The 13,181-nt window shown below is 44.9% G+C and carries 10 protein-coding genes and 1 other annotated feature; of the genes, 1 reads left to right on the top strand and 9 read right to left on the bottom strand.

From position 1 onward, the window contains the following. Nucleotides 1-37: 37 nt before the first annotated feature. Nucleotides 38-258: a binding site (T-box leader), on the bottom strand. A gap of 48 nt (nucleotides 259-306) precedes the next feature. The 8 genes from GQF01_RS19130 to GQF01_RS19095 form a co-directional block, all read right to left on the bottom strand. Continuing rightward, nucleotides 307-1,173 (bottom strand): EamA family transporter, encoded by an 867-nt coding sequence (locus GQF01_RS19130; protein WP_235960030.1) that lies wholly within the window; start codon nucleotides 1,171-1,173, stop codon nucleotides 307-309. 68 nt (nucleotides 1,174-1,241) lie between these two features. Then, complete coding sequence (locus GQF01_RS19125; protein ID WP_161408342.1) at nucleotides 1,242-3,476, bottom strand: GDYXXLXY domain-containing protein; 2,235 nt, start codon at nucleotides 3,474-3,476, stop codon at nucleotides 1,242-1,244. Between the two features lie 127 nt (nucleotides 3,477-3,603). Then, the gene (locus GQF01_RS19120) at nucleotides 3,604-3,975 is read right to left on the bottom strand and encodes a hypothetical protein (protein ID WP_161408341.1); all 372 of its coding nucleotides are present in this window, start codon (nucleotides 3,973-3,975) and stop codon (nucleotides 3,604-3,606) included. Nucleotides 3,976-4,003: 28 nt separating this feature from the next. Next, a complete protein-coding gene (locus GQF01_RS37110; RefSeq protein ID WP_407945415.1) occupies nucleotides 4,004-4,249 on the bottom strand; it encodes a hypothetical protein in 246 nt (81 codons plus the stop codon). A 240-nt stretch (nucleotides 4,250-4,489) separates the two neighbouring features. After that, on the bottom strand, nucleotides 4,490-6,178 hold the full coding sequence (locus GQF01_RS19110; RefSeq protein ID WP_161408340.1) for a methyl-accepting chemotaxis protein: 1,689 nt from the start codon (nucleotides 6,176-6,178) through the stop codon (nucleotides 4,490-4,492). A 96-nt stretch (nucleotides 6,179-6,274) separates the two neighbouring features. Next, a complete protein-coding gene (locus GQF01_RS19105) occupies nucleotides 6,275-7,945 on the bottom strand; it encodes a pyridoxal phosphate-dependent decarboxylase family protein (RefSeq protein ID WP_161408339.1) in 1,671 nt (556 codons plus the stop codon). 289 nt (nucleotides 7,946-8,234) lie between these two features. Next, nucleotides 8,235-10,037 (bottom strand): ABC transporter ATP-binding protein, encoded by a 1,803-nt coding sequence (locus tag GQF01_RS19100; protein WP_161408338.1) that lies wholly within the window; start codon nucleotides 10,035-10,037, stop codon nucleotides 8,235-8,237. Continuing rightward, nucleotides 10,024-11,775 carry an ABC transporter ATP-binding protein gene (locus GQF01_RS19095; protein ID WP_161408337.1) on the bottom strand — a complete coding sequence of 584 codons (1,752 nt, stop codon included), beginning with the start codon at nucleotides 11,773-11,775 and terminating at the stop codon, nucleotides 10,024-10,026. The genes GQF01_RS19100 and GQF01_RS19095 overlap by 14 nt, the downstream gene beginning before the upstream one ends. Nucleotides 11,776-11,957: 182 nt before the next feature. On the opposite strand from GQF01_RS19095, the gene GQF01_RS19090 reads away from it, so the two are divergent. Further along, entirely contained in the window at nucleotides 11,958-12,161 is a 204-nt protein-coding gene (locus tag GQF01_RS19090) for a YrzA family protein (RefSeq protein ID WP_161408336.1), read from the top strand. 53 nt (nucleotides 12,162-12,214) lie between these two features. Here the strand turns inward: GQF01_RS19090 and GQF01_RS19085 are convergent, their stop codons facing one another. Next, nucleotides 12,215-13,174 (bottom strand): acetylxylan esterase, encoded by a 960-nt coding sequence (locus GQF01_RS19085; RefSeq protein ID WP_161408335.1) that lies wholly within the window; start codon nucleotides 13,172-13,174, stop codon nucleotides 12,215-12,217. Nucleotides 13,175-13,181: the final 7 nt, after the last annotated feature.

Raw genomic sequence — 13,181 nt, 5'->3', positions numbered from 1 at the left:
TCACCTTATTTGTATGCAAAAAAGCCCCCGTCTCTAAATAAGAGACGAGAGCTGTTCATTCCCGCGGTACCACTCTAAGTGTTAAATCAGCAGATTTAACCCCTCCAACGATAACGGCTTATGCCGGATCTCCCTACTACTCCGTTCGGAAGACCATTTCCCAGGTCCGCTTCGTTCCTGACATTCGTACCGGTTCCCACCCTTTCCGGCTCGCTGCGACTGTCTGACAAGAACTACTGTCCTGTTCATCAATGTTACATATCAAGTTATGAATTGACTGAATATTACTTTAATATTCTCTAGTTGTCAAGAGGCAACTAATTTCATCATTAAGATACCAATGAATGCCAAGGCCAATCCAGACTGTTCCATCTTTGAAAATTTATCCTTCAAAACAAATCGCGTATACAGCAGCACAATCAGTACATTCAATGCAACAACAGCAGAAACTAAGCCTGCTTTGCCGTGATCAAATCCATGAATAATGAAAATCATGCCGACCACATTCGTAATGCCCACGATCATCCCAAACAGAAATGTCCGTCGTTCCGTCCAGCCTGAGGCAGCTGCTACTTTGACCTGGGTATTGTCGCCTTGCTTCTGATCCCTTAACCACCACAGTCCAAAACAGATGGATCCGGTTGCAAACATACAGAACAATGTCGGAAACAATGGGGCCGACACCAATGTCGTCCATTTGCTGGACAAATCATTGCCCGCAAAAAGAATCAAAGCTAACGCTCCCCATCCCGCGCCTTGCAAATTTTTGAGCGTAATATCATTGGAGTAACGCACGACCAGAATTCCGATAACAATAATGACAAAGGCTAGAAACTGCATGAAGTTAAGTCGTTCGTCCCAAATCAGATACGCAACGAATACGACAACGACAGATGGCAAACCGGTGAGGATTGCGACAAGTGATGCTTTTCCTACGGCGAAACCCTTGAACATACTGGCATTAGCCCCAAAGGAAAACAACCCCATTTGAACACCAATGAGCGCAGACATCGTCCAAGCTTGTTGTAAAAGGAGGGCGCATATGGCGCTAATTAATGCCCCCATAAAAAATGTGCCGCATAGCAGCACATTCCGATTTAATGATTGCTGGCTTGACCAGTGATACAGAACGCCTCGCAGCCCGAAACTGAAAGCCGCAAGTACGGAATACATGAGCCACATCCGAACAGCTACCCCTCTCTTTTGCTTGCAAAGATCGGGTTATTTTACCACATTAATCATTATTGAACAACCGTTTGTTGCAGGAGAAGACGCTCAAGAATGGCATCTCCGCCAGCAGAAACTTTCACTTCCGCGAACTTCGCATGCTGCTCGTAGTTGCGGCCAGTTCCCTCTGGGATGAAGTAAGTTTCAATCCCATATTTTATCCCCTCGTATCCAGTCCGCGTACCATTAATACGAACTTCTCCTGGGCCAAGCACCTCGCCATTCGTATAAACGCGGCTGAATTCATGCACACCAGTAGCTGTGTTCGGAGCAAGCACAACAGCGATTTTTTGCTTAGACGGCACCTCACCATTCTTAGAATCAAGGATCGGCGGCTGAGAAATCGTGTAGCGGAGCCGCACATAATCACCTTGAATAAGTGAACGAGGGTCTAGCGGTTCAAGCTGGAGCTTGACGAGCTGCCCGTGGGAGAGCAGGTATTCGCTTTTGCCAATTTGTATCGACATAGCCGCGATTTGCAGCAGCACTAGCACCGCAATAAGGATTCGGTTCGTCTTATCATTCGCTGAAGGGCTAGCTTCTGGTTCGGCCGCTTCAAGCCGATGTCTCTTTTCATACCAAAGAGTAAAGATCAGAATCAGGATGCCAATCATAGCGAACGTAACCGATTTGTGCAGCAGCTTCCAAGCTAAATCGTAATATTTGTACACGAGGAAAGCCGTCCAAAAGCCCATCGACCACGCAAAGATCCAGCGGATCTTCAGCTGTTTGCTAATAACTAAGGCAAGCACAACAAGAACAAAAAACAGTGCATTGGTGATGTAATACCAGGCTGACTCGGTCATGAAGGTTAGGGCAAACAATGTTAATAATAAGGACGGATAGCTGCTATACAGCACTGGCTGCCTAACTGCAGCGTTCCGAATAACCTGCCCGCCTGCAAACAGGATGAATAATAGACCTGCAATTATAGTCATAATGACAACACTGCTATTGATCCAATTGGATAGTATCGCAGCTGTAATCAAAATTGCTGCCAGGAAGAAAAAGATGCGATGCACGGTCCCGGCAATATAGATAAATGCAGCGATTGTTAGCGCTAAGAAAGCGAATAGAACAGCGACATTTTCTGCAAACACAGCCGCTCCCGCTCCCAGAAGCAGTCCGCTGATGAGTATTGTGTACCGGACTAGAGCATTTAACTTGTTCAGAAAGATCATGCCAGTGACAACAACAAGTCCAAAACCCATCAACACATTCTCAGGGTTCTCAAACCCCAACACCAGCGTAACAATGCCAACAACCGTCAGACTGCCTAACAGCGAACCAATAATAACAACGGAAACCGTGAGAACGCGTACAATCCATTTGGTAAAATCACCTTCCGATTTATCGTGCTCAACTTCCTCGCCACCGAGTTCACCATTCCTTGGCTTCTCGGCAGGCTGCCAGGCACGAATAAATGTCATGAACTTGACATTCGCACCGATGAAAACAATTACAAATACCAAACTCGCGATGAAAAAAAGCTCGTTATAATAGTGAACGATAAGTTCAATGTATTTGAACGTAATCGCGGCTGAAATCCATAAACCTGAGAACAACAGGTAAGCTTTGTTACGTGTCTTATGGGAATACCATACGGCTGCCGCTAGAATAGCTACTAGGGGCAGATTCATGTAAATTCCATAATCTTCGAATGCGTACGAGTTTGAAAGCATGAGCAGTATGCCTATACCAGCTTGAAATGAAATCCACTTCAACAACGATGAGTGTAAAATGCCACGCTCTGTTAGTAGATAAAGTATGCCGTTTGCAATAGCGAGTCCTACCCAAATCGCGATTTGGACACCCTCCGAATCCCCTCTCCCTTCCCCCTGCGGGAAAAAGTAAAAGCAATAAGCCAAATGCCCAAGGATATACGCTAGGATGTAAAAGGGCTGCCACCTCGTCCATATAGCAAAAAGAAATGCCGGGATAAACCAGATCGCAAACAATGTGTAGCTATCCGCATGGGAGTTATAGGTTTGCCCAATGAGCCCTGCCCCGACACCAAAGGAAACGCAGCTAGCAAACAGACTAAGCTTACTTAGAAACTGCCGGCCTGCTTGATTGGACAGCCAAACTGATAATCCATAGAAGCCGAGAATAAGCAGAAATGCTGGCACAAATTTCTCCCAGCGGTTTAATTGTTCCCAGTTTGTAGCAAAGAAATATACAATGGCAGTTAGAAGGGAACTGGCTCCCAGCACATAGCCCAATTGAATCGTAATCCATTTCGAGTTCATGATGCATGACCTCCTCTCGTCTTACTTCTCATTGTACTTAAGATATACGTTTTGAGAAGTACTAACTATTCCTAGTACCCGATCATTCGCGTAGCTAAGCATGCACATGTAGTCTCTGGCGGGATTGCTAACCTTTTTTTACTACGGCTATCGTGTCCTCCTTGTCATTCCATTTGATATGAAGTTTAAAACTATCTTCCTCTACATAAGGTGTTTCTTCGGTAGACTTTCCGCTCATTTTCAAATTTTTCGAGTTCGTTTCGCTAGTACCACTTTGACTGAAATTTTTGCTTTCTATAAAAGAGTAGCTGACATTTTCAACAGGCTGACTGTCTTTTCCCATATATGTTATAACAAATGCTTTCACGTGATTGGATGGATGAACCGAACATACCACTTGCCACTCTTCCGTTTTGCCTGTAAATTCGATAGTCTTTGAGCAGCCTATCAATCCTAGTAAGCTGACAACACCTATCAGAGCTACGATCCATCGTCTCATAATTAACTCCCCTTTGTGCGTCTATTCATTAAACAAGCTTCAATTTTACGAAAAAATGAATTTGCCCGCTGCTTTGCTCAGCCCAAATGGCACCTTCGTGAGACTCCACAATACTTTTGGCAATCGCAAGCATCTCTTCCTTCTGAAGCACCTGCAGAGCTTCCGCGCCATCCGATGCTCGGAGCAGTCTATAACCTTCGTTTTTCAAATAAATTGCCAGCATATCTATGATTTCTTTCTCGTCGTCGACAAGCAGTATCGTAGGTTGTGCCATTCCGGGAATCCCCCCTTTACATTCTGTGTTATTAAACGTATCAAGCTGGTCTGGTAAATTCAATCAAAATGTTGATAGCTATCATGAGGCTTAGTATAGACACTGAATCTTAACAGATTATGGAGACAATTCTTAAGATTTTCTTAACTTCATGGTTCCAACACGTGGGATGGTGCACCTCTCTTAAAGGTTAGGCTCACAATAGCAAAAAACCAGCCCCAAGGCTGGTTAGTCAACTATTCATACTTGCTGTTGGTCAGATATCTTAAAGCTTTGAACAGACTTTTGCAGCTGAGCGGACATCTCCGACAACTGGCGAATCGCCGAAGTAATTTCTTGAATCGAAGCACTCTGCTCTTGAGCAGCCGCTGCGACTTCCTCATACCCGGCAGACTGCTCTTCGGTAATTCCCGAAATTTTATGCATGACGCGCGAAATGATCTCGAAGGATCTCACTGCTTTCTCCAGCGTATGCAACAAATGATCAGTACGCTCGGAAAACACGGAAATACCATTAAAAATTACTTTGAAATTTTCATAGGTATCATTAATCCAGGTTTGCCCCTGTTCAACAGCTTGATTGCCTTGGACGATACTTTCCATGACCAGATGGCTATCTTGTTGCGTACCTGAGACGAGCCCCGTAATCGAACTTGCTGCCTTCGAGGATTGCTCTGCCAGCTTCTTCACCTCACCGGCAACAACGGCAAACCCTTTGCCTTGTTCACCGACACGAGCCGCTTCAATCGAAGCATTCAAAGCCAGTAGATTCGTCTGCTGCGCAATCTCCGTAATAATATTGATAATCGCTCCGATTTCCTTCGAACGATTTCCTAGTTGAAGTGCGGCTTCATGCGATGATTTCATCTCTTTTTGAATCACGTTCATCTGGTGCAGCGTCTTCTCGACAAGGTGCTGACCATCAACTGATTGTGCCCCCACTTTATGCGCCATCTCTTGCATCTCTTTGACTTCAGTCGTTACCTCCGTCAGTTCTGAGTTAATCTCTACGATCGATGAAGTACTCTCTGAGATGGAACTTACCACTTCAGCCACACCGTCGTACATACTGTTCATAGAAACAGCAACCAATCCTGCACTTGAACTTGATTCATCCGCGGATTGATACAATTGCTCACTCGTATGCGTAATAATATGGGATGAGTCGTACATCTGGCGGATAAGCGACTCCAAGTTCCTTCGCATCACATTAAATGCAGCAGCCAGTTTACCAATTTCATCAGTACGCTGGATGGTGACTTGTTCCGTTAAATAACCCGCAGCGACCTTCTCTGTAACACGCATGAGCTGAACGACCGGTTTTGTTACAGACCGACTAATGTAATAGGCAATTAGACTGCCAATGGCCAAAACGATAAGCGTAATGCTCAGCATTGTCCAAAACAAATCATGATAGGTTTTGGATATAACGCTCGCATCCAAATCAATGCCAATGATGCCGACGCTTTCGCCGTTTTTGTTTCGAAGTGGAACAAATATGGATTTATGAATACCATAGTCATCTTTGTAAATGCTGCTGATCATGGGTTTGTCCTCAGTGATTGCAGCATTCATTTCCGGTGTAAACGGATATTCCGTGCCGTAATCATCATCAACACCCGTTAGTATGACGATCTGTTCTTTCGTTGACGTTTTGGTCAGAACATACACGTTCTCGAGCGTGTCATGTTTCTTGAACTCCTCGAATTGTTTTTTTATTCTGAGGTAGCCTGGATGTTTGGTGTCCGTTATATCTTCTGGCCGCTCAGGAATGACAGCTAAATAGTTGGAAATGTTTTGAATGTTCGATGTTAATCGCAGTACAAATTGATCTTCAAGCTTCGTCGCTAAGCCTTTACTGACCCAGTATCCAGACAATGAAAATACTGAGCTAACGACTAAAAGCAGCAAAACTATGCTGATTGTCATTTTTACCGCAATATGTGCACGAATCCAGTTCATCCCTTTCGTTATGAAAACTTTCGCTCTATCTGTCTGAGTTTGCGATTGCGTGGCCACTTGTTGTTACCTCCTGCCTGTCATCGATGCTTCAGCATATTTCTCATAGACTTGTGAAATGAATGTCTTCAAATATTGCACGATCTCTGGGACATGCTTAACCTCTGTGTAAGGGGAGATCACGAAGATTTTGGTCGCATATAAAGCCGTAAAACTCCCCTCTTTCGTTGGCACCAGCAGATGCTTTTTGGTGTCGCCAAAAAAGATACGATCTCGCTGTTCCCCGAGAACTTCGAATAAGATTTCATTGAATTGGTTGGTTCGCTCAAGCTCGTTTAGCGTGCAAGCGCCCGAAATCTCTTCCTGAAAGTGAGAGCCGCCATCTGGGTAGAGTCTAAACAACGTGATAATACCTGGATTATCCGCATTAACAATGACTGCCTCTGGGATTTCCAGACGAAGTGCTTCCCGGAACGCAAGATTAACCTCAACAAATTGAGCTAAGAGCTGCTGATACCCTTGAATGCCAAAGGCAAGAAGAGCGCTGTAAATGCTAATAGAACTAGCCATTCGAGAACATTCTAGTGTATACCCCGTATGATACTGGCCATAACCACGATGCCCGACATAGGGCGTCTCATCCGGATGCAGATCCATCAATGATAAATCCGCAGCTTCTTTTAGTAGGAAAAGACTTGTCAGATAAGGCGTTTGTCCCAGTTTTTGAAAATCAAAGCAAAGCGAATCGGCCAAATGCAAGTGTCTCATCCGGCTATGTATGGCTTTTAGCGCCAGCAATACATCCTCTTTGAAATCTAGCGGATTAACCGTGAAATCATAATCTTGGAAGAAAGCAAAAAATCCGCCTAACGCCGAATCCGCGTGGATATGCGGTCTCTGTAGTCCAAACTTAGCAGCAATATTGCCTGCTGTCGCCTGGATATGCTCCAAATCATCAATTCCCATCGCATCGGTCGTGCCTGTCGTTGCGACAATATAGACCGGGATTCCGCCTCGCGCGATAACCTCTTCCATCTTCTGCTGCAAGTCAAACACGTCCATGGAACTGTCAGCCTTCGTGCGTACGCGGATCAATTTATCGCTGCCGATTCCCGTTGCCTCCACAGATTTGAATAAGCTGTAATGGGCAGCATCGGAACAAAAGGCATACAAATTGTCGGGAACACCTTTCTGCAAAGCTTCCGGTGCAAATTTGGCAATCGCAATACGCAGTCCCGAGAATACAGCTCCCTGACCACCCCACGTTGTGTATCCACCGCTTTTCATGGCATCATATCCGATTAATTTCGACATCATGCTGATGACTTTGACCTCTGCCTCAGCTCCTGCTGGGCCGTATACATCCCACAGATTGTTGCCATTAACCATAAACGCTGCAAGCATGCCCAGAATACCCGGGATGCTGGCCATTGGTAAAATGTTGGTTAGAAAATATTTCGTATGGTAGGGATGATTGTGCAGCAGCTCCAAGAGCTCCGAATTGACTTCCTCCATGGGCATACTGTCAGCCGGGATAACACTATGTTGGATGAGGTTATTATAAAAGCTGTCTGTACGGTCTTTCACCCCACTCAGATTAACGCCATCCGGGTTTTTCAATAGATCAACACCAGTCAAAATTTGCTCCATGAATTGCAAAATCATTTGGCGTGATTGCCCGTTGCCATTCTCACTAGGAAATAATTTCTGTACGTTTGGCAATCTTCTCTCTCTCATCATTTCATCTCCTATCGATAGAATCGTTAAAGAATACTACGTTCAAAAACATCGCCCTCAACAAAAACCTCCTTACTTCGACAAAAAATAACAGTATGCCTTACATTTTTATACATTAGTATAGTACAGCGAATTGATTATAACAACACAATTTACCAATTATTCTATTTAAATAGTACTTTTGATATACAATTCATATATTTTCATTTAATAACCAATGGTTGATTAAAAAGGATAAAAAAAGCTTTATCACCATGTCCAATAAGGCATGTGATAAAGCTTTATAAGTTTAAGAAATGGATTGCGCCGCGTCCATACTCCCTTGGGAATGTAGATACAATTGCTCATAATAGCCATGAAGAGAAAGCAATTCCGCATGGTTGCCCTCTTCAACAATTTTCCCTTGACTCATGACCAGGATGCGATTCGCATGAATAATCGTTGAGATACGGTGAGCGATCACCAGTGTTGTTCTTCCCTCTGCAACAATCTGCAGCGCCGTCTGGATCAATTGCTCCGTTTGGGAGTCCAAATTCGCTGTAGCTTCATCGAGGATCAATATTTTAGGCTGGAAAACAATGATCCGCGCAAATGAAATCAGCTGCCTTTCACCCGCAGATAAGCCGCTTCCTCTTTCCGAGATACGCGTCTCGTAGCCATCCTTCAGTCTCGCGATCAGAGAGTCCGCGCCAACCAATTGGCAGGCCTTGATGACATCCTCTCGCGCAACGGTTTCATCAAACATCCGCACATTATCGAGAATGCTGCCGGCATATAGATAGGGCTCCTGCTGGACCAGCCCAACAATGCGATGCAAATTAGCCTGCTGAATATCCCGAATGTCTGTGCCATCAATCCGGATGCTTCCTTCCTGCACATCGTAGAAGCGGCAGAGCAAGGAAATAAGCGAACTTTTGCCCGCTCCTGTCGTACCTACAATCCCGATCATTTCACCGGGTTCAATCCTTAACTCAAGATCGTCAAGAACTGAGATATCCTTCAAATAGCCAAACTTCACATGGTTAAAATGGATCTCTCCCTTAACCTTAGGCAGCGGAATCGCTACCGCATTCTGCTTGTCGTTCACATCTGGCTGGGTGGCAAAAATGTTCCATATCCGGTTCATTGACACCGTCGTAGACTGAAGGGTATTCCACTGCTGCGTGATATTATTAATCGGTTGAAAAAACTGCCGGATATACGTGATAAACGCATATAGGACACCAAACTCAATCGTTTTATCAAATACAGCCATTCCACCGACCCAGGTAATAAAAGCTACCGATAAATTTCCTAAAATATCAAAAGATCGGTTAAATAACACGTTCGTGCGGATCTCCCGCAAGTTGGCTTGAAAGTAGCTTGAATTGCGATCCACAAAACGTTTCATTTGCTCATTCTCTTGGTGAAAGGCTTGAATGAGATGCATGCCCGATAAATTCTCAGCCACAAAAGCAACCATTTGAGACAACCGCGTTCTGGACAGCTGATACGTTTTGCGCATATATGTACGGAAGCTTATGGCAATAATCGCGATGATTGGAATCACAATCATACTGTACAACGTTAACGTTGGATCCAGATGATACATCAGCACAATGATGAAAATCAAAGTCATTCCATCGCGCACTAGACTTAACAGAACTTGGGTGAAGAACTGGTTCAGCGTCTCTGTATCGCTGGATACATGCGTAATCAGGCTGCCGCTAGGCGTCTTGTCATAATAAGACATGGACTGTTTGAAAATGTGCTGGAACAGATCCTTGCGGATTTTGGCCACAATACTTTGGCCAGCGAATTGCAGCAAGTTGTTCTGTAAGTAGCTGAAAAATAAGGAGCTCACCGAAAGCCCTACATAGAACAGACAAATCATTAGCAGTCCGTGATAATCATTTTTCCCAATCATCAAGTTATCATCGATTGCGATCTTGACGAGATAAGGTTGAAACAAGTCAGCAGCGATGCCCATTAATGCGCACAGCAGAACAGCTGCAAATGTAAACCTATGCGGTTTGGCATAAGCGGATAACGCGCGGAAGGACGTTTTCATCGCTTTCGGCTCAGTGGTGCTGCTCTCTTTACTCCGCGACATCGTGGTTTCCCCCTTCCTGTATCGCATGCAGCTCGGCGTACAAGCCTTCCTGCGCGATAAGCTCTTGATGTGTGCCGCGCTGAACAATTCGGCCTTCGTGAAGCACAATGATCTCATCCGTATGCTTCAAGGCGGATATCCGGTGTGCAATCCAGATGGTCGTTTTGTTGGAACGTTCTTTGCGAATCGTATCGATGATATGCTTCTCTGTGACAGAATCAACAGCGCTAACGCTATCATCCAGGATCATAAGCGGTGAGTCCTTGATGATCCCTCTGGCAAGACTCGTTCGTTGGCGTTGACCGCCGGACAAAGTCACTCCACGTTCACCCAGTTTCGTTTCAAACTTCTCAGGGAAAGATGTAATGCTATTCAGGATTTGCGCGTTCTTAGCGGCGCGTTCAACTTGTTCAAGCGGTAATTCCCTTTTGTAAAAAGCGATGTTATCCCGAATCGTTGTGCTAAACAGGAAGCCCTCTTGAGGCACATAGGCAATTTGATTGCGCAGGCTTTCCAAGGTCACATCACGAATGTCGGTATCCCCGATCCAAACGGTCCCCTCAGGAGGATCATAAATCCGTAACATCAGTTTCACCAGCGTCGATTTGCCGCTTCCTGTTTTGCCGATAATGCCAATCGATTTACCGGGCTCAATGGTTAGCGATATGTCATGGAGCACCTCATCCTCATCATCGGGATATGCAAAGGACAAATGCTCAATCCGAATGCCGTCTTGATCGAGATGGGAAGGTTGCGCCAGCGCCGACTGCACCACTTCGGACTTCAAATCAAGCAGCTCATTGATACGTTCAAGCGATGCTTTGGACCGCTGCATGGCATTAATAACACGGCCGATCTGCTGAAGTGGGTTGACCATCATACGTATGTATAGCGTTAATTCCACGAAATTCCCAATCGTAATCCGGCCTTGAATCGTCAAATAGCCCCCAAATGCAATCGCGATAATAAGCGATATTGCGCCCAGAAACGGTATGAGTGCTTCAAATAGGGAAGACAGACGAACGAGTCTCAGTTGATTGTCGCGAATCCGGTCCACCGTTGCGCTGAATCTGTTAATCATGATCGGTTCAACCGCAAACTTTTTCGTGACACGAATGCCGCCAAACTGCTCCTCGGCAGACTCTGTCATTTTGCCTAAAGCTTCTTGAACCTGTAAGGAACGATTTTTGATAATAGGTTGAAATTTCACACTCAGAATCGGGATGAGCAATAAAGGCAAAATACATACAGCAATTAAATACAATGGGATTGAACTAAAAAGCATGGATACAACAACAGCAGCAATTAAAATAACGGAGTTTACAATCTGGTTAATCCCCATGGAAATGGATTCCCGAATAACCGTCACATCGTTCATTACATAACTCAGCAGCTTGCCGACGCCATTCTTGGAATAGAAAGTAGCCCCCAGCAGTGTAAAATGATCAAACAATCGGTTTCTAGCGACGAACTCGAATCGTCTTCCATTTCGCATAATCAAATACTGTCCAATTGCTGTTAACACACCGAATGTAATACCAATCATCAGGAGCTGCACGCTGTAGGTCACAATTAAATCTCTACTCAAGCCCCCCAGCTTAAGCTGATCGGTAAATTCGCCTAGCAGCTTGGGGTAAAACGAATGTACGATGTTACCTACAGAGATCGACAATGCGGCTGCGATGTACAACGGCCATTTCAGCTTCAGGAAATCAATTAATAACCTTGTTGACTTCAAAACGACATCACTTCCTAATACTTGTTGTCTGGAATAATAAGTATTCCGAAGGAACATTTGTATTCTCTTAGGCGTCCCACTACAGTATACGCCTATTCAAAGCCACTTCCTATATCAGATATTGACGTTATAATAGAGAAGTCATCTAATTTTCACATATGTTGCTTAGGAGGATTACGGATATGGATTTTATATTGGACCGTATTGACAATAAAATTGAGTTCTTTCAAGCCTATGACTTGCGGACACTTGAGAAGCAAATTAACGTACAAGTCGATAATAACAAAGCGCTGCTGCTGAGTGTTTTCGCCGTTCAACATCACACGACATTCGACCCGAATGCAGGTAAAATGCTCTACAGTGCGGTTGTACATTTCAAATCCTAACAAACATTAAAAAATGACTTCCCATCCTATTGATGGGAGAGTCATTTTTTGCATTATAAACCCAGCATGAACTGGAGCGTCTTATCATTAAAGCCCGGAAGCCCTTCGTGTCCGAAATCCGGATACAGCTCATAGCTTTTTGGGGATTTAATTTTGTTGAACGCTGCGAATTGCGTTGAAGGCGGGCACACTGTGTCAGATAAACCTACAGCCATCATGACTTCCCCTTGAATTCGCTCTGCTAGATTTTGAATATCGATATAGCCTAATTTGGTGAAAACTTCCTCTTCACGCTTATGCTGCGGATCATGACGGCGGAAAAAGTCCTTCAGCTCTTGATAGGCATCCTTCGCCAAATCCATTTCCCATACGCGCTTATAGTCGCTCAGGAATGGGTATACGGGCGCCAAGCGCTTAATACGCGGCTCCAATGCGGCGCAAGCAATCGTCAAAGCTCCGCCTTGGGAGCCGCCCATAGCCCCTACGCGCTCCGCATCTACCTCTGGCATGCTCATCGCAATACCAGCCAGCTGCGCCGTATCCAGGAAAATATCCCTGAACAATAATTGATCAGGATGATCATCCAAGCCGCGCACGATATGACCTCTAAGCGTAGTCCCTTTCATGCCTCCTACATCTTCGGACAAGCCCCCTTGCCCACGGCAATCCATGGAGAAGAACGAGTACCCTAAGGCAGCATATTGCACTTTGTCCGACCAGTCGCCGGAATTACCTGAATAGCCATGGAATTGTACGATAGCTGGATGAGGAGCGGATGAGTGCTTAGGACGAATATACTTGGCATAGATACGTGCGCCTTTCACGCCTGTAAAGTACAAATCAAAGCATTCTGCAAACGGTACTTGAAACTCACTAGGACGCAGCTCAATTTGCGGATCAACAGCTTTCATTTCAGCAATTGCCCGTTCCCAGTAAGCATCGAAATCTTCAGGCCTTGGATTTCGCCCCTCATAAGCAAGCAACTTTTCTAATGGCATATCTACTAATGGCATGATAACT

It is taken from the genome of Paenibacillus silvestris (genome assembly GCF_009882985.1).
Lineage (GTDB): Bacteria > Bacillota > Bacilli > Paenibacillales > NBRC-103111 > Paenibacillus_E > Paenibacillus_E silvestris.
This window is presented reverse-complemented; position numbering and strand designations above follow the sequence as displayed.